This window comes from Fusobacteriaceae bacterium, assembly GCA_031272775.1.
Taxonomy (GTDB): domain Bacteria; phylum Fusobacteriota; class Fusobacteriia; order Fusobacteriales; family Fusobacteriaceae; genus JAISST01.
Genome location: JAISTB010000007.1, coordinates 1 through 17,387 on the forward strand (window position 1 = coordinate 1; position 17,387 = coordinate 17,387).

The window sequence follows — 17,387 nt, forward strand, 5'->3', positions numbered from 1 at the left end:
AGACGAAGCGAATCGAGGCCGGAAACAAGGTTGATCTTACCGCGGGAACGGACATAGCGGGCGTGTTGATTACAGCGGGAACCGACGCGATTCTCGCGGCGGGGAACGATATCGCCAGCGATAGTATCACAGCGGACAATGATGCGGCTCTGACTGCTGACGGCGATATTGAGAGCACGACAGTTACTGCCGGTAATGACGCAACGCTTACTGCGAAGAATGATATCACTTCCGAAAAAGTCGAAGCTACAAAAAAAGTAACACTTGACGGAACGAATATCGTCAGCAAAACAATCAAAGCCGGAACGGATGCGATTCTTCTTGCAAAGAATGATATCACCAGCGATAGCATTACAGCGACCAACAATGCGGCTCTGATAGCGGACAACGATATCAAGAGCACGACAGTTACTGCCGGTAATGACGCAACGCTTACTGCGAAGAATGATATCACTTCCGACAAAGTCGAAGCTACAAAAAAAGTAACACTTGATGGAACGAATATCAACAGCAAGACAATCAAAGCCGGAACGGATGCGATTCTTACCGCAAAGAACGATATTACAAGCGCGACAATCACAGCGGACAACAATGCTGTTCTGACAGCAGACGGCGATATCAAGAGTACCACAATTACGTCCGGCAACGACGCGACGCTTACCGCAAAGAATGATATTACTTCCGACAAAATCGAAGCTACCAAAAAAGTAACATTAGATGGAACGAATATCAACAGCAAGACAATCAAAGCCGGAACGGACGCAGTCCTTACCGCAAAGAACGACATCACAAGCACAACAATCACAGCGACCAACAATGCAGTTCTGACAGCAGACGGCGATATCACAAGCACAACAATTACTGCCGGTAATGACGCAACGCTTACTGCGAAGAACGATATCACTTCCGACAAAGTTGAAGCTACGAAAAAAGTAACACTTGACGGAACGAAAATCGACAGTAAAACTATTAAAGCTGGAACAGATGCAATTCTAACTGCGAAAAACGACATTATTTCTGACATGATTACGGCTACGAAAAAAGTAACACTTGATGGAACGAATATCGACAGCAAAACAATCAAAGCAGGAACGGACGCGAATCTCACCGCAAAGAATGATATCACCGGCGGCAATATCACAGCAGCCCAAGACTCCAATTTGAAGGCCGCTCACGATATTACCGTAAATGCCGTCACAACAGGCCGAGACGCCAACCTGACAGCGAAAAACAATGTGACCGGAAATCTCTTCGACTCAGGCAGAGATGTCAACATCACCGCGGGAGAGGACCTCAGCGCCAAGGATATCGAGGCTGTACGCGACATCAACCTTTCCGCGAAAAACATCCGGATCGGAAGCGCCAAGGCTGGAAAAGACGTAAATGTTGCCGCTCGGAACAATATTGCCTCCGATACCGTCACAACAGGCAACAACGTAACCTTGACAGCACAAAACAATATTACATCAGAAGCGATCAGTGCAGGCCATGACGCAACTCTGACTGCGCAGCACGATATCAATGCAAACACAACCGGCGCGGGAAACGACGCGACCTTGACAGCCCGCAATACGCTGACAGCCGGCAACGTAACCGCCGGGAACGACGCGGAACTCTCGACACAAACGGGCGCCCTGAGCGCAAATACCGTTACGGCAGGAAATGAAGCTGTTGTTACGACCAATAACGGCGACATCAACCTCAATACCTTGACGGCGCAAAACAACGCCCACATCGAGAGCAAAACCTCCGGCGCCATTACGAGCAAAGGAACCCTGACTTCGGCCAAGGAATCCCTGGTTGTCATATCCAACAAAGGCGACATTGACCTGCGGGATATTTACGGCCACAAAGCGGTACAAGTCACCGCCAGAGACGGAAACGTCGTGATCGGAACCGTGAACGGCGAGACGATCATCGTCAGCACCCTGAATCCCGACAAAAAAACCGACATCGACAACATCATTGCCGGGAAAAACGTGATCATCACCAGCGACGACATCTCAGCCGATGACCTCAAACAGCGGCCGGGCTACGACAACGCCCTTGTTTTCACCCCGAGAAACCCCGATCCGACGAAACCCATCAGCAATTTCGAATTGGGCGTCACGATGGTAAATCCCTTCATTGTGGATGAACTGTGGGCGAAAAACGCGCGGATCACCATGAACGGAATCCGTCTGGAGCTGCCGAAACTCAGGATCACCGATACGGGATACTTCAGCAACAGCATGACAACCGTTACGGTCCATGGCGCCGACAAAGCGCCGGATGATTCCGACATCAACCTCTGGAATGACGCCAAAGACAACAACAGATGGGTTATGCTGTTGTTCCGGGAAGGAAAAAACAAAATTTATACGGACGCTGTCCTCCTGCGAAACATGGACTTCTATCACACCTATGCCCAGCGCTTCAGCGCGATTGATCTCATGTTCAAGGGATTGAATGATTTCTATGACGGGCAGAAAATCCGGATGGAAACGCTGATTCCAAGAGGGTATCAGAATTTCTACCAAAAACCCGAAGGAATTGAAGTCAAGATTGATTGGGACGAGTGGGAGAAAAACCTGCAGACCATGATCAAGGCGGGCGATTGATCGAAGGGGCAATCAAAAAACCGGCGCTAACGCGCCGGTTTTTTCTGTTACCCCCTCCCCCTCACTTCTCCGCCAGCATATCGTTGAGTCCCCGAGTCAAGTGATAGCGCATGGCAAGTTCGGCCCCTTCAGCGTCGCCGGCAGCGATAAAATCCGCGATCAGTCGGTGATAAATCAGCGCGTTTTCGTAGGAACGCTTGGATCCCCCGATGTGCGTGGACGTCAGGATCGTATCTTTTACGGCCGCCAGAAGGGAGGGAATCGTAAGTTTGATGACGTCGTTATGGGTCGCCGCGGCGACGGCCCTGTGAAAGGCCTGATCTTCCGCGATAATGGTCTTTTGCTCCCGGATCAGGTGCTCGAGCCGTTTGGCGGAATCGAGAATCGCCTTTTTTTCCTCTTTTGTGCCATTCAAGACGGCCAGCTTTACGCTGGACGGTTCCAGAATGATCCGAAATTCAAACCAGTGTGTGATGAGTTTTTTCTTGTCCTCAAGGTACTTGAGGCCGAAAAGGTCGTCCTTTTTCTTGGGCGAAGACGTCACGAATGTGCCGCTGCCCCGTTTGATCGTGAGGATCCCCTCTACGGCGAGGATCTTGATGGCCTCCCGGAGGCTCGCGCGACTGACGCCCAAAAGCGCCGAAAGTTCGTTTTCATTGGGCAGTTTTTCGTTCAGTTGATATTTTTTTTCCCGGAAGATCATATCGGTGAGCCTGCCCGCGATCACCTGCGATATGGGAATAAATTCTTCTTTCATGGCTTTCTCCCGATCTGATGGGTTTTTTGCTGTCAGACAAATTCTATCAAAATTAATTTTTTTTGTCAAGTCAAACTTGACATTATGGCAAAATTATGCTATATTCTAAAATCATACCTTGTCAGACCAATCTGACTGTCTGTGATAAGGAGGAATATTGACATGAGAAGCGATGAAATGAAAACGGGATCGAAAAAGATTCCGCACCGGTCGCTGTTCAAGGCCCTCGGACTGACCGACGAGGAGATTAAACGCCCCATGATCGGCGTCGTCTCGTCTTTCAACGAGATCATCCCCGGTCACATGTACCTGAACGTCATCGCCGACGCGGTGAAAGACGGGATCCGGATCGCGGGCGGCACGCCTTTTGTCTTTCCGGCCATCGGCGTCTGCGACGGGATCGCCATGGGACACGACGGGATGCATTATTCCCTGATCAGCCGCGAACATATCGCCGATTCGGTGGAAATCATGGCCATGGCCCATCCCTTTGACGCGCTGGTGTTTATCCCCAACTGCGACAAGATCGTGCCGGGCATGCTAATGGCGGCCTTGCGGCTCAACATCCCCAGCATCTTTGTGAGCGGCGGACCCATGCTTCCCGGGAAACTCAAGGGCGGGAAAAAAGTCACGCTCTCCAACGCCTTCGAACTCGTGGGGGCCGTCGGGAAAGCGGGCGTGACGGAAGAAATCGTCAAGGATGTGGAAGACAACGCCTGTCCCGGTTGCGGCTCCTGCGCGGGAATGTACACGGCCAATTCCATGAACTGCATGACGGAAGTCATCGGCATGGGACTCCCCGGAAACGGGACAATTCCCGCCGTTTACGCGGGCAGAACGCGGCTTGCCAAAGAAGCGGGCATGAAAATCATGGAACTTTTGGAAAAGGACATCCGGCCCCTCGATATCGTGACGGAAAAATCCATCCTGAACGCGCTCCACGCGGATATGGCGCTGGGTTGTTCGACAAACACGATCCTTCATCTGCCGGCCATCGCCCACAGTGCGGGCATTGCGGTGGATTTTGAGGAAATCGACCGGATCAGCAAGGAAACGCCCCATCTGGTGAAACTGAGCCCCGCGGGAGAGGATTGTCTCGTGGATCTGGAAGAGGCCGGCGGGATTCCCGCGGTACTGAAAACCCTCGCGGGTTACGGTCTCATTGACGAAAGCGCCCTGACCTGCACCGGAAAGACCGTCGGGGAAAATATCGCCCGAGCCAAAGTCTGGAATCCCGAGGTCATCCGATCCAAAGAGACGGCTTACTCGCCCGACGGCGGACTGGCCATCCTCTGGGGAAATATCGCGCCCGACGGCGCCGTCGTCAAAAAAGGGGCCGTACTCCCGGAAATGCTCGTCCACGAGGGACCCGCCAAAGTCTTTGACAGCGAGGAAGAGAGTATCGACGCCATTTTGCAGGATAAGATTGTCCCCGGAGACGTCATCGTGATCCGCTACGAAGGGCCCAAGGGCGGCCCCGGCATGCGGGAGATGCTCGCCCCCACGGCGGCTCTGACAGGAAAAGGCCTCGACAACAGCGTCGCCCTGATTACGGACGGGAGATTTTCCGGCGCGTCCAAGGGGGCGGCCATCGGTCACATTTCCCCCGAAGCCGCGGCCGGAGGCGTGATCGGCGTCATTAAGAACGGGGATAGGATTTTCATCGATATTCCCCGAAATAAACTTGAACTCAAGATTTCCGGAGAAGAGCTGAACACCCGCCTGGCCGGATTCCATCCGGTCCTGAAGGACCTCCCGGCGGGATACCTGAAACGCTACCGGGATCTCGTCACCAGCGCCAATACCGGCGCGATTTTCAAAGAATAGAAAAATATATAAACTTAATACACATTAACCCATAACGACAAAAACAATTGAATCAGGAGGAGAAAAAAATGAAGAAAAGAACAGCATTGGCAGTATTCATCATGATGATGGTCGTAAGCGCGACCGTATGGGCAAAGACCGTTTTCAAATTCGGCACCACCGTCAACGAGCAGGACAGCTTCCAGATCGCCGCCGTAAAATTCAAAGAACTCGTCGAGGACCGGACAAAGGGCGCCTACGGCATTGAAATCTATCCCAACGCCTCATTGGGCGACGAGAGGACCATGCTCGAAAGTATGCAGATGGGAACGCTGGATATGGGCATCATCACCAGCGGCCCCTTCGTGAATTTTGTGCCGGAAATGGGCGCTCTGGATCTCCCCTTCCTTTTCCCCTCAAACGAGGCGGTCTACAAAGTACTGGACGGCCCCGTGGGCAAAGAGTTGCTGGACAAATTTGAAGCCGTGAACCTCAAGGGTTTGGCCTACGCCGAAAGGGGCTTCCGAAATCTGACGAACAGCGTGCGGCCCGTAAAAAGCGCCAAGGATATCGCGGGACTCAAAGTTCGCGTAATGCAAAATGAAGTCTATATCTCCACGTTTAAATCCATGGACGTAAACGCCGTCCCCATGGCCTGGACCGAAGCCCTGACCGCCTTGCAGCAGCATACGATAGACGGGCAGGAAAATCCGGTCAACGTCATCCATTCCCACAAATTATGGGAATCCCAGAAATATCTGACCATGACGCGCCACGCCTACGCCGCTGCCATCATCACCATGAGCCTTAAAAAATTCAAGTCGCTTCCGCCCGACGTGCAGAAAATTTTCGTCGACGCGGCTCAGGAAGCCGCCGTATATGAGCGCAAATGGACCGCCGACAACGAGGAAGCCCAGCTGGCCGACATCGTTAAAAACGGCATGGAAGTCGTTATGGATCCCGACAACGAATCTTTCAAAAAGGCCGTCGCGCCCACCTATGAAAAATACGGAAAACAGTACAAAGAATTGATCGACAAAATCGAGGCGGCAGCAAAATAAACAACCGTCAGGGAGGGGAAAAGCCTGTGCTTATTTCCGCAATTGAAAAAATCAGTGACAGGATCAACAAAATCTCCGTCGCCCTCTGTGTTTTTCTGCTGGGGGCGCTGACCGTGGTGACCTTCGCGCAGATCGTATGCCGGGTCTTCTTTACGGCGCTCTCCTGGAGCGAGGAAGCGGCGCGGTATCTGCTCGTCTGGGCGACCATGCTGGGCGCCGGTTGCGTGTACAAGGCGGGGAGCCACATTTCCGTGACCGTCGCGCAGGATCTCCTGCCGCCCGTCCTGAAGAAATACGCGAAGCTCCTCGTCCAGCTCCTCTGTATGCTGGTCTTCGCCGTCATCGTCGTTTACGGGGCCCGCTATGTGAAGCTTCTGGGCAGACAAAAATCCTCGGCCTTCAATATGCCCATCAAATACATGTACGCCTCGATTCCCATGGGCGGCGCGATCATGTTTATCCACGCTTTCGTGGACTTTTGGGGGCTTTTGAGCCGCCGGGGAGGTGAGGGCAAATGAGTTGGCTCCTCTTCGGAACCTTCGCGGTCTGTCTCGCGCTGGGGGTGCCCATCGCCTTTTCCATCGCCCTTGCGGCCATCGCCGTCCTCGTCCGGGGCGACGTCGAGCTGCTCGTCGTGATCCAGCGAATGTTTGCCTCGACGGATTCATTCCCCCTGACCGCCGTCCCCTTTTTTATCTTCGCCGGGGATCTTTTGGCCAGAGGGGAAATCAGCAAGCGTCTCGTAGGCTTTTCAGAATCCTTTTTGGGGGGAATCAAAGGTGGCCTTTCGATTGTATCGGTCTTCGCCTCGATGTTTTTCGCGGCCATCTCCGGCTCCGGAGCGGCAACTACGGCCGCCGTGGGGGCGACCTTGATTCCCGAGCTTGAAAAAAGAGGGTATCGGGCCGATTCTTCGGCCGCGTTGATCGCGGCGGCGGGAACGATCGGCGTCGTGATTCCGCCTTCGGTCCCCATGGTCCTCTACGCGGTTGTGGCGGATCAGAGCGTGACGGCCCTTTTCCGGAACGGGTTTCTGCCGGGGATCGCCATGGGCGGCATCCTGATCGCCCTTTCCCTGATCCAGGCCTATAAGTACAACTACGCCGCCGGCGTCAAATTCTCGTTAAACAATGTGCTTACAACGTTTTACCGGTCGATCTGGGGGCTCATCATGCCGCTGATCATCCTGGGCGGCATCTTCTCCGGCTACTTCACGCCTTCGGAAGCGGCCGCCGTGGCCGTTGTCTACGCCCTGCTGGTCTCGTTTTTCGTCTACCGGGACATGAATTTCAAGCTCTTGTATCAGATCATGGCGGGAAGCGCCAAAACCTCGGCCATCATCATGACCATCATCGCCTGCAGCGGCGTGTTCGGCTGGGTTCTGGCCAACTGGAAAATCACGGAACAGATCGCTCAGATGGTCCTTTCCTTTTCGGACAACAAATACGTGATCATGTTTCTGATCGCGGTCACTGTCCTGATCGCGGGCGTTTTTATGGAGACGTCCTCGGCGGTTATTCTGCTGACGCCGGTATTTCTGCCTTTGATGCGCTCACTCAACGTCAATCTCGTCCATTTCGGGATCCTCTTTACGGTGGGGATCGCCATCGGCATGATCACGCCGCCGGTTGCCATCAACCTCTATGTGGCCTCCAGCATTACGGGCATGCCCATAGAGAAAATCTCCAAAGCCGTCGTGATCTATCTTTTGGGCCTGATCGGGGTGTTTTTCCTCGTGGTCTACTTGCCGCTGGCCTTTCCGGGACTGATTTTTTAGGGAAAATCGGGCGTCAGGGATCAAAAAAACCGGCGCGAACCCGCGCCGGTTTTTGTTGCGCCTTGTGATCACGCGGCTTATAGTGTGACGCCGCTTTTGAAAATCGCGATTTCCCGGAAATTGTTCTTTTCATTGCAGACCCGCTCTCCGTTGACGACGCCCACGATGTAGTCAATAAACTCCCGCGTGAGATCCTCCATGGTCAGATCTTCGGTAACAAGCCTGCCCGCGTCAAAATCGATCCAGGCCGGTTTTTTCTCATAGAGTTGGGTATTCGTGGAAATTTTGACCGTGGGCCCGTAGCCGCCGTAGGGATTGCCGAGGCCCGTCGTAAAGAGTACCAACTGGCAGCCCGCGGCAAGCAGCGCCGTTGTCGCCACCAGATCGTTTCCGGGGGCGCTCAGGAGATTAAGGCCTTTCGTTTTCAGCGTTTCCCCGTAGCGCAGGACGTCCGCCACAGGCGATCCGCCCGATTTCTGCGTGCACCCCAGGGATTTGTCCTCAAGACTGGTAATCCCGCCTCTTTTGTTGCCCGGAGAAGGATTTTCGTAGATTTCCTGGCCGTTTTTGAGAAAAAACTCTTTGAAATTATTGATCAGCAGTACGCATTTTTCAAAGGTCGCCCGGTCTTTGCAGCGCTCCATCAAAAGGGTCTCCGCCCCAAACATTTCCGGGACTTCCGTCAGGACCGTGGTCCCCCCCTGTGAGATCACATAATCGGAAAAGAGACCCAGCATGGGATTTGCCGTAATGCCCGAAAATCCGTCGGATCCGCCGCACTCAAGGCCGAAGCTGATCTCTGCGATGGACGCTTTTTCCCTTTTGTCGTTTTTCATTTCCGCATAAAGCTCCAGCAGCAGATTTTTTCCCGCGGCGATCTCATCGCCCGCTTCCTGGGCCACCAGGAATTTCACACGTTTTGGATCATAATCCCCAAGGGTTTTGACAAACTCAGCCATCTGGTTGTTCTCGCAGCCGAGCCCCAGCACCAGGACCCCGCCCGCGTTGGGGTGCTTTACGGTATCCTGGAGGATCGTCCTTGTGTTGGCGTGGTCTTCCCCCAGCTGAGAGCAGCCGTAATTGTGGGTCAGGACATTGACCCCGTCTATGGACAAGGGCCCCGCCTCCCGCAAAAACGCCTCCATAATCCGCTGTCCGATGGCGTTGACGCAGCCCACCGTGGGAATGATCCAGAGTTCGTTACGGATGCCCGCGCCGCCGTTTTTCCTGCGGTAAATATTGACCTCCCGCGGCGCGTCGGTAAAAAGATGTTCCGCGAATTTCGGCCTGTATTCGTAGGTTTGCGTGTCTTTAAGATTGGTTTTCACGTTGTGGGTATGGACCCAGCCGCCTTTGACAATAGCGGTTGTGGCGTGCCCGATGGGAAAGCCGTATTTGATTACCTGCCGTCCCTCGGCGATATCCCGCAAAGCGATTTTATGCCTTCGGGGAATATCTTCGGTCAGCGTCAGCGTTTCGTTTCCGAAGGAGATCCGTTCCCCCGCTTTGAAATCCCGCAGGGCGATGATCACATTATCCGTCGGATGGAGTTGAATCAGTTCTTTCATGGCAATATTCCTCCCGGCGGGAACCTCAGATTTCCCGCAGCGCCTGTTTCACGCCCTCCGTATCTATTTTTCCGAGATATCCGGCCACGGCTTCCGTAAAGCCCGGGATCGTATTCAAGTCCAGTTCCCAGTGCTCTTTGAGGCCCAGGACGGTTTCCGCGATCTTGCGATAGTCCTTCGTTTTCCAGAGCTCTCCGTAGAGGTCCAGAAATACCTTATCGTCCTTCAAGGGAATCGGATCCCCGTTTTCCCGGACGCCTTTATAGAAGCGAATCAGGGCCGCCAGCGCGAAGGCCAGCCTTTTGGGGACTTTTCCGGTCCGTTTTTGCGTCTCCAGCACCTGGGGCAGGATCCTTGTCTTGTATTTGGACATGGAATTGAGGGAAATGTCGATCAGCATATGCTTGATATAGGGATTCCGGAAGCGCCTTACGACGTCTTCCTTGAAGCCGTTGAGCTCCCCCTTGTCCATATCGATGGCGGGGATGATCTCGTCGTTGACGGCGGCAAGGACAAATTCACGGATCTCATCATTTTCCATGGCCTCCCGCACCGTATCGATGCCGTAGAGATAGGCGACCGGCACCATGGCCGTGTGGGATCCGTTCAAAATCCCCACTTTTCTTAGTTTATAGGGCTTCAGATCGTCGACGATGACGATATTGAGCGAAACCTTGTCCAGACGCAGTTCCTTCGTCAGGATGTCCTTGGGTCCCTGGATCACGTAGAGGTAAAAATACTCCGAGGTCGTCATAAAGGCGTCGTGATAGCCCAGCTCCTTTTCGAGCTCGTCTTTTTCCGCCCGGGGATAGCCGGTCACGATGCGGTCCACCAGAGTCGAGCACAAGATATTGGCCTCTTCGAGCCATTTTTTGAATTCGTCGCCCAATTTCCAGAGATCGGCGTAGAGGAGGACGATCCTTTTGAGCTCGACGCCGTTGTAGTCGATGAGCTCGCAGGGGAGCAGGATGAAGCCCTTGTCCTTTGCGCCCGCGAAGGCCTTGAAGCGCTCGTGCAAAAGACGCGTCAATTTGGCGGGATAGGTGGCGGGCGGCGCGTCGTCATACTTGTCCTTGTCGCTCCAGGCGATTCCCGCCTCCGTCGTATTGGAGAAGATAAAGCGGAAATCCGGATTATGCGCCAGTTTCAGGTATTCGTCGTATTGCTTGTAAACGGGGATCTCACGGTTGACCGAGGAGATGATCCGGTAGTCTTTGACCGCTTCCCCCGCCTCGTTGATGCCGCGGACAATGGATGTGTAAAGCCCGTCCTGGGTGTCGAGCAGCGGCTGGGGCGTATCGATCGGTCGCACGACGACGACGCCCGCGTTCAGACCCGCTTTTTTGTTGAGGATATCGATTTGCCAGTCAATGAAGCTCCGCAGGAAATTCCCCTCCCCGAATTGGATGATCTTTTCCGGGTACTTGGGCAGATTCAGTTTTTCGCGGTTCAGTTCCATGGTGTTCCCTCCTTTTATCAAATGGACATTCAGATCGTCAGTCGGAAAATTTGATCAAGATCTTGAACTTGCTGCCGTCGTTGTGGACAAGGGTATCGAAGGCCTTTATGCTGTCTTCCACGGGAAATACGTCGCTGATGATCGGATCAATCACGACCTTTCCCGAAGACACGAGATCAATCAGTTCCTCAAAGTCCTTTTTCAGGGAATTGCGCGAGCCGTAGACATTGAGCTCTTTTTTGAGGAGGATAGAATGATTGAACGTCACTTCCTTCTTGCCGTTGCCGATAAGGATAATGTCGGCCCCGGTGGCCGCCTGTTCGATGCAGTTGAGAAATGTGGCGCCCTGACCCACGGCCTCGACGCAGACATCAAAGCCGTTGCCGCCGGTAATGGCCTTCGCCCGCTCCGTGAGATCTTCCCTCGAGACGTCGATGGTCCCGTCGATTCCGAATTTGAGCGCGTTTTCAAGACGCTTCGCGAAGACGTCGGCAATATGGACCTCGGCCCCCTTGAGTTTTGCCGAAATGGCGGCGAAGACGCCGATGGCCCCCGCCCCGATCACCAGCGCCTTGTGTCCGGGCTTCACACGGCCGCGGCTCAGCGCGTGGTAGCCGATGGAGAAGGGCTCGATCAGCGCCAGCGTCCTGGGGGAAAGCCCCTTTCCGGGGTAAATGCGCTCAATGGGCATGGCCACGTACTCGCAAAAGGATCCGTCCCGTTGTACGCCCATGGTTTCGTTGGTCACGCAGGCGTTGAGGATCCCCCGCCGACAGGCGTAGCAGCTCCCGCAGTTGAAATAGGGGTTGGCCGTCACGATGTCGCCAACGCGCAGCCCCCTGTCGTTTTCCCCGATTTCCGCGATTTCCGCCGAAAACTCGTGTCCGGGAATCCGCGGATAGGTCGTAAAGGGTTGGTTTCCCGTAAACGTCGCGAGATCGGAGCCGCAAATCCCGCAATATTTTATTTTGAGCAAGGCCTCGCCCGCTTTGGGGACCGGCTTCGGCAGCTCCCTCAGTTCTATTTTGCCCGGTTCTTCAATATAGACTACTTTCATTTTTTTCCTCCCGGCATTAAAAATATACACAAAGCTCACATATGTATAAATATAGCAGATAAACCGGAGAAAAGCAACAGCTTTCTGAAGAAATTTTCTTCGCCGCGCACAAAGAGCCCTTTGATGGTATTCTGATAATTTATGATAGAATTCAGACCGTTTTGTTCGAAAAAAGTTTTTTTGGATTGGATATTGACTATTTACACTTTCTGTGGTATGCTGATATTAGGTATATTTATTGTGTGATATCAGTATTTTTATAAAAATCATAAAAATACGGAAAAACGAATGAGAAAAAATTGAAAAAGGAGGCTACACATGAAAAAAATCGTTTTATTGTTGATGCTGGCGGCAACGTTTCTTTCCTTCGGACTGTACGGGGCGGACAAGACCGTAACGATTCAGATCGGTTACGAGAATAACCCGGGAGAACCCTTTGACGAAGCCTGCCGCGAATGGAAGCGGCTGATCGAGGAAAAAAGCAAAGGCTCCATCAAAGTGGAACTGTTCCCCTCGAGCCAGTTGGGATCGAAAAATGACCTGATCGACCAGATGCTGGCCGGTGACTCGGTGATCACCCTGGCTGACGGCGCGTTCTACGCCGATCGCGGCGTCGTGGACATGGGGATTACGTTCGGGCCCTATTTCTTCGAGACTTGGGACGAAGCCTGGAAACTCGTCAAGAGCGACTGGTGGAAGAGCCAGGAAAAGCTGCTGGAAGACAAGGGACTGAAACTCATCGGCTGCAACTGGATTTACGGAGACAGACATACGCTGACGAAAAAGCCCATCCGCGGCGTGGATGATTTTAAAGGGCAGAAAATCCGCGTTCCCAACAACCTGATCCAGGTAAAGGGCATGGAAGTTATGGGCGCGACGCCTACGCCGATGCCTCTGGGCGAAGTGTACACGGCGCTGCAGCAGGGGACCATCGACGGGCTTGAAAATCCGCTGCCGGTACTCTACAACGGAAAATTCCACGAAGTGGCGAAATATTTAACGCTGGACGGCCACGTCAAGAATTTTACGACCCTGCTCTGCGGTACGGCTTTCTTCAATTCCCTGTCGGCCGAACAGCAAAAAGTCCTCGTGGAGACCTGCGAGGAAGCGGGCGTTTACAACAACAAACTCCAGGAGAATCTCGCCGCCGAGACCATCGCCAAATTCAAGGCCGAAGGCGTCGAAATCATCGAAGTGGACGTGCCGAAATTCCAGGAAAAGGCGAAAGCTTTCTATGAACTGCCCGATTTTACGTCCAAATGGTCCAAGGGCCTCTACGAGACAACGAAAAAAGCGATGAAATAAATCTGCCGCCATGCGGGTAAACCGCCGGGAAGGAGGGCGAGTTGGAAAAAAACGCATTTGAGAAAATTCTGAATATTGATCTGATTATCGCGGGAATCGCCATGCTTGTGCTGATTTTCGTAACCTTCGCGGCGGTTATCCTGCGCTATTGCGTGAGAAAACCCCTGATCTGGGGCGAGGAGATGCAGCTCTTCTGCTTCGTCTGGGCGGCGCTTTTCGGCTCGGGAGCGGTCTTCCGGAACGGCGGGCATGTGGCCATCGACATTCTGGTGGACCTTTTCCCGCCCAAAATACAAAAAATCGTGGAATCCGTCGTCTATGTGATCGTCGTGGGCATTCTCGCCTTTCTGTTCTGGCAGTCGTTCCTGCTGACAAAGCAAATGTACACCACAAACCGCGTCACGAACATCCTCAGAATTCCTTACTGGATCGTCTACGGGGCCATGCCCGCCGGTTGCTTATTGATGATACTGAATCACGGTATCGCCGTCTACCGGAAACTCAAGGGGTGAGAAAATATGCCTGTTGTCGCTATTGCGGCCATTGTCATGGTCGTGTTCCTTTTCATGAAATTTCCCGTATTCGCTGCGGTCTTGGCGGGGTCTCTGACGTATTTCGCGCTGACGCCCGGGATCGCCACGCGGATCTTTGCCCAGCGGGTCGTGACCGGCATGGAGTCCATTCCGCTTCTGGCCATTCCCTTCTTTGTCTGCGCCGGGGTCTTTATGAATTATTCCGGCGTCACGAAAAGGGTCATGGATTTTTGCGAAGTCTTGATGGCCCGGGTGCCCGGAGGGCTTGCCCAGGTCAATGTGCTGCTTTCCACGCTGATGGGAGGACTCTCGGGGTCCAATCTCGCCGACGCCGCCATGGAAGCGAAGATGCTTGTGCCCGAGATGGAGCGGAAGGGCTTCTCCAAGGAATTTTCCTCGGTGGTAACGGCCGTTTCCGCCATGATTACGCCCTTGATCCCGCCGGGGATCGCCATGATCATCTACGGCTCCATCGCCAATGTATCGATCGGTAAGCTCTTTATCGCGGGAATCGGACCGGGACTTCTGCTCTGTATTTCCATGATGCTGCTCTGCGGCGTGATTTCCACAAAGCGGGGATACACGTCCTCCACGAAAGAGGGGCGCGTAACCGCCCGGGAATTCCTCAGGGCCTTCGTGCACGCGATTCCGCCTCTTTTGCTGCCGGTCATCATTATCGGCGGCATCCGTCTCGGGATTTTCACCCCCACGGAAGCGGGCGCGGTGGCCATCGTCTATTCGCTGATCCTGGGCTTCGCCTACAGGGAAATGAAATTCAAAGATCTTTTGCAGGGCCTGAAGGAAACGATCCTCACGACCTCTTCGATTATGATGATCGTGGGGGCCGCCTCGTCCTTCGCCTGGATCCTGACCCGGGAGCAGATCCCCCAGAAGGTGACGAGCTTCATCATCGGTTCCATCTCCAACAAATACGTGTTTCTGATGATCGTCAACTTCCTTCTGCTCTTTATCGGCATGTTTATCGAGGGAAACGCCGCCATGATCGTGCTGGTGCCGATCCTGGCCCCCGTGGCCAGGGCTTACGGTATTGACGACATCCAATTCGCCATGACCTTTATTTTCAATATGGCCATCGGTTGCGTGACGCCGCCCATGGGGACGCTGATCTTCGTGACCTGCGGCATTACGGGTTGCAAGATCAAGGACTTCGTCAAAGAGAGCGTACCCTTTTATTTCCTCCTGTTCGGCTGTCTGTTGCTGTTGACCTTTGTGCCGCTTTTTTCCATAGGCATCGTGAATCTAATCTTTTAAGGGCCCCTTGAAAAAAAGCATTGACATTTGACAGGATTTCGCCTATGATGGGAAGGGAAAACAAAAAAGAACGGAAAACGGAGAACCACGTGAAAAAAAATATCGTTTATACGGGCGTCAAGGAAAAAATCATCAGCGGGGAATATCCCCCCGGCGGCAGCATCAGCGAAAAGGACGTGATCGCGGACTTCAACGTCAGCCGTACGCCGATTCGGGAGGCCCTGAGCCTTCTGGAACAGGAGGGCTGGATCCGGCCCGTGCCGAGAAAGGGTTATGCCGTAACCGACATCACCTTTGAGGAAATCAAGGATCTCTTTCAGATCCGTTACGAATTGGAACCGGTCTTTTTGAACGTCGCTTTCAACTTCTTCGAACGGGAAAAGCTTGAGCGCCTGCGGGAGCGCATCCTGAGCCTTATCGAAGCGCAGGATATCGGCGCTCTGGCCGAGGTCGACCGGGAGTTTCACCTCTATCTGATCAAGTCCACCTACAACCGCTTCGCGATCAAGATCATGGACAGCATCAACGACCACATCAACCGGACCCGCTACCTGACGTTCCGGGACCGGGACGAAACGCTCAATTCCGCGGCGGAGCACATCAAGATCATCAACGCCATTTTGGACGGGGACAAGCAGCGGGCCCTGGAGACCCTGAAGGCACATATTGACAGAAGTCAGCTGTTTTTTATCCGGCATTTCAACTTTAAACGTCAGGATTTATGAAGAAAAGAGAATACTCTGTGGCGCAGTCGCGACAGGGTATTTTTTTCTCCCGGAAATGAAAGAAAATTATTGTTTATTTCCGATATTTGTGATAAAATTGTGGAGTGTTAAACTTTAATAATATGGAGGAGAGTACATATGAGTTTTTTCGGTTTCAAAGGCGGCGTTCATCCGCACGATAACAAAGCCCAGACGAAAGATGAACTGACAGTACTCCTGACTGCGCCAAAAATGGTATATATCCCGTTGGTTCAATCCAACCCGGCTATTCCGGTTAAACCACTGGTCAAACCGGGCGATAGTGTACTGAAAGGCCAGAAAATCGGAGATGCGGACGGCATGATGACCGTTCCCGTTCACTCATCCGTCAGCGGCACTGTGAAAAAGATCGAAGACCGTCCTTATCCCGTAATGGGGGCCGTGGTGCCCACCGTCTGCATCGAAAACGACGGACAGGACGCCTGGGCGGAGCTGTCAAAGGTCGAAGACTGGGAAAAGGCCACGAAAGAGGAATTGCTCGCGGTTATCCGGGAAAAGGGCATCGTCGGCATAGGCGGCGCGACGTTTCCGACCCATGTCAAGCTGAACCCGCCCAAAGACGTGACCGTGGACACGCTGCTGCTGAACGGCGCCGAATGTGAGCCCTATCTCAACGCCGACAACAGACTGATGCTGGATGATCCCAGGTCCATTATCGAAGGGATCAAAATCATCAAAAAGATCCTCGGCGTCAATACCGCCATTGTCGGTATAGAAGAGAACAAACCCCGCGCCATCGCGGCCATGAAAGCGGCGGCGGAAGGGACCGGCATCGAGATCCAGCCCCTGAAGACCAGATACCCCCAGGGCGGCGAAAAACAATTGATCAAGTCCATTCTGAACCGCGAAGTCCCCTCGGGCAAGCTCCCGTCGGCGGTAGGCGCGGTCGTGCAGAATACCGGAACGGCGGCGGCCATTTACCAGGCTGTCGTAAACGGCGTTCCGCTGATCGAGCGGGTCGTGACCGTAGCCGGAAAAGCGGTGAAGCACCCCAAAAATGTAAAAGTTCCCGTAGGGACACTGTTTTCGGAAATATTGGATTTCTGTGAAGTCGACAGAGATCGTCTCTATAAATTGGTTTTGGGCGGCCCCATGATGGGTCTCGCGCAATTCTCGGAAGATACGCCGGTGATCAAAGGGACATCGGGGCTTTTGGCGTTGACGAAAGAGGAGACAAACGCCTATGAGACGCGGCCCTGCATTTCCTGCGGCAAATGTATCGAAGCCTGCCCCATGAGCCTGCAGCCTCTGCGTTTTGTGCAGCTGACGCTCAAAGGGCAGTACAAGGAACTGGGACCGGCAAATCTCCTCGACTGTATCGAATGCGGGTCCTGCGCGTACGCCTGCCCGGCCAACCGGCCGCTGGTGGAGTCAATCAAACTCGGTAAAACAAAATTAAGAGAAATCATGGCGAAGAAATAGGAGGGG

General features: G+C 53.5%; 14 protein-coding genes. 10 read left to right on the top strand and 4 right to left on the bottom strand.

The window, feature by feature from the left end; translation table 11 throughout:
• Positions 1–2,600: hypothetical protein (locus LBQ97_01755; protein ID MDR1831442.1), on the top strand; the 2,600-nt coding region annotated here is incomplete at its 5' end.
• 61 nt (positions 2,601–2,661) lie between these two features.
• Here the strand turns inward: LBQ97_01755 and LBQ97_01760 are convergent.
• On the bottom strand, positions 2,662–3,357 hold the full coding sequence (locus LBQ97_01760; GenBank protein MDR1831443.1) for a FadR family transcriptional regulator: 696 nt from the start codon (positions 3,355–3,357) through the stop codon (positions 2,662–2,664).
• Positions 3,358–3,519: 162 nt separating this feature from the next.
• Here LBQ97_01760 and ilvD point away from each other — a divergent pair, with 162 nt between their 5' ends.
• From ilvD to LBQ97_01780, 4 genes are all read left to right on the top strand, one after another.
• Positions 3,520–5,184, top strand: a complete 1,665-nt coding sequence (gene ilvD / locus LBQ97_01765; protein ID MDR1831444.1) for a dihydroxy-acid dehydratase — start codon at positions 3,520–3,522, stop codon at positions 5,182–5,184.
• A 68-nt stretch (positions 5,185–5,252) separates the two neighbouring features.
• The gene (locus LBQ97_01770) at positions 5,253–6,224 is read left to right on the top strand and encodes a TRAP transporter substrate-binding protein (protein ID MDR1831445.1); all 972 of its coding nucleotides are present in this window, start codon (positions 5,253–5,255) and stop codon (positions 6,222–6,224) included.
• Between the two features lie 26 nt (positions 6,225–6,250).
• Positions 6,251–6,742: a TRAP transporter small permease gene (locus LBQ97_01775; GenBank protein MDR1831446.1), complete on the top strand. Its 492-nt coding sequence runs from the start codon at positions 6,251–6,253 to the stop codon at positions 6,740–6,742.
• Positions 6,739–8,001, top strand: a complete 1,263-nt coding sequence (locus LBQ97_01780) for a TRAP transporter large permease (GenBank protein ID MDR1831447.1) — start codon at positions 6,739–6,741, stop codon at positions 7,999–8,001. Before LBQ97_01775 ends, LBQ97_01780 begins: the two co-directional genes overlap by 4 nt.
• A gap of 77 nt (positions 8,002–8,078) precedes the next feature.
• Here the strand turns inward: LBQ97_01780 and LBQ97_01785 are convergent, their stop codons facing one another.
• Genes LBQ97_01785 through LBQ97_01795 form a run of 3 tightly spaced genes read right to left on the bottom strand, consistent with a single transcriptional unit; the run spans position 8,079 to position 12,085 of the window.
• Positions 8,079–9,569 (bottom strand): altronate dehydratase family protein, encoded by a 1,491-nt coding sequence (locus tag LBQ97_01785; GenBank protein ID MDR1831448.1) that lies wholly within the window; start codon positions 9,567–9,569, stop codon positions 8,079–8,081.
• Positions 9,570–9,594: 25 nt separating this feature from the next.
• Positions 9,595–11,028 (bottom strand): tagaturonate reductase, encoded by a 1,434-nt coding sequence (locus tag LBQ97_01790; protein MDR1831449.1) that lies wholly within the window; start codon positions 11,026–11,028, stop codon positions 9,595–9,597.
• 37 nt (positions 11,029–11,065) lie between these two features.
• Positions 11,066–12,085: a zinc-binding alcohol dehydrogenase family protein gene (locus tag LBQ97_01795; protein ID MDR1831450.1), complete on the bottom strand. Its 1,020-nt coding sequence runs from the start codon at positions 12,083–12,085 to the stop codon at positions 11,066–11,068.
• Between the two features lie 318 nt (positions 12,086–12,403).
• On the opposite strand from LBQ97_01795, the gene LBQ97_01800 reads away from it, so the two are divergent.
• From LBQ97_01800 to rsxC, 5 genes are all read left to right on the top strand, one after another.
• Complete coding sequence (locus tag LBQ97_01800) at positions 12,404–13,390, top strand: C4-dicarboxylate TRAP transporter substrate-binding protein (protein MDR1831451.1); 987 nt, start codon at positions 12,404–12,406, stop codon at positions 13,388–13,390.
• A gap of 41 nt (positions 13,391–13,431) precedes the next feature.
• Entirely contained in the window at positions 13,432–13,902 is a 471-nt protein-coding gene (locus LBQ97_01805) for a TRAP transporter small permease (GenBank protein ID MDR1831452.1), read from the top strand.
• Positions 13,903–13,908: 6 nt separating this feature from the next.
• The gene (locus LBQ97_01810) at positions 13,909–15,195 is read left to right on the top strand and encodes a TRAP transporter large permease (protein ID MDR1831453.1); all 1,287 of its coding nucleotides are present in this window, start codon (positions 13,909–13,911) and stop codon (positions 15,193–15,195) included.
• A gap of 89 nt (positions 15,196–15,284) precedes the next feature.
• Complete coding sequence (locus tag LBQ97_01815; protein ID MDR1831454.1) at positions 15,285–15,920, top strand: GntR family transcriptional regulator; 636 nt, start codon at positions 15,285–15,287, stop codon at positions 15,918–15,920.
• A gap of 138 nt (positions 15,921–16,058) precedes the next feature.
• Positions 16,059–17,381 carry an electron transport complex subunit RsxC gene (gene rsxC, locus LBQ97_01820; GenBank protein MDR1831455.1) on the top strand — a complete coding sequence of 441 codons (1,323 nt, stop codon included), beginning with the start codon at positions 16,059–16,061 and terminating at the stop codon, positions 17,379–17,381.
• Positions 17,382–17,387: the final 6 nt, after the last annotated feature.

Coding starts and splice junctions, on each gene's coding strand:
- LBQ97_01760 (MDR1831443.1), bottom strand. CDS start 3,357: ATGAAAGAAGAATTTATTCCCATATCGCAGGTGATCGCGGGCAGGCTC.
- ilvD (MDR1831444.1), top strand. CDS start 3,520: ATGAGAAGCGATGAAATGAAAACGGGATCGAAAAAGATTCCGCACCGG.
- LBQ97_01770 (MDR1831445.1), top strand. CDS start 5,253: ATGAAGAAAAGAACAGCATTGGCAGTATTCATCATGATGATGGTCGTA.
- LBQ97_01780 (MDR1831447.1), top strand. CDS start 6,739: ATGAGTTGGCTCCTCTTCGGAACCTTCGCGGTCTGTCTCGCGCTGGGG.
- LBQ97_01785 (MDR1831448.1), bottom strand. CDS start 9,569: ATGAAAGAACTGATTCAACTCCATCCGACGGATAATGTGATCATCGCC.
- LBQ97_01790 (MDR1831449.1), bottom strand. CDS start 11,028: ATGGAACTGAACCGCGAAAAACTGAATCTGCCCAAGTACCCGGAAAAG.
- LBQ97_01795 (MDR1831450.1), bottom strand. CDS start 12,085: ATGAAAGTAGTCTATATTGAAGAACCGGGCAAAATAGAACTGAGGGAG.
- LBQ97_01800 (MDR1831451.1), top strand. CDS start 12,404: ATGAAAAAAATCGTTTTATTGTTGATGCTGGCGGCAACGTTTCTTTCC.
- LBQ97_01810 (MDR1831453.1), top strand. CDS start 13,909: ATGCCTGTTGTCGCTATTGCGGCCATTGTCATGGTCGTGTTCCTTTTC.
- rsxC (MDR1831455.1), top strand. CDS start 16,059: ATGAGTTTTTTCGGTTTCAAAGGCGGCGTTCATCCGCACGATAACAAA.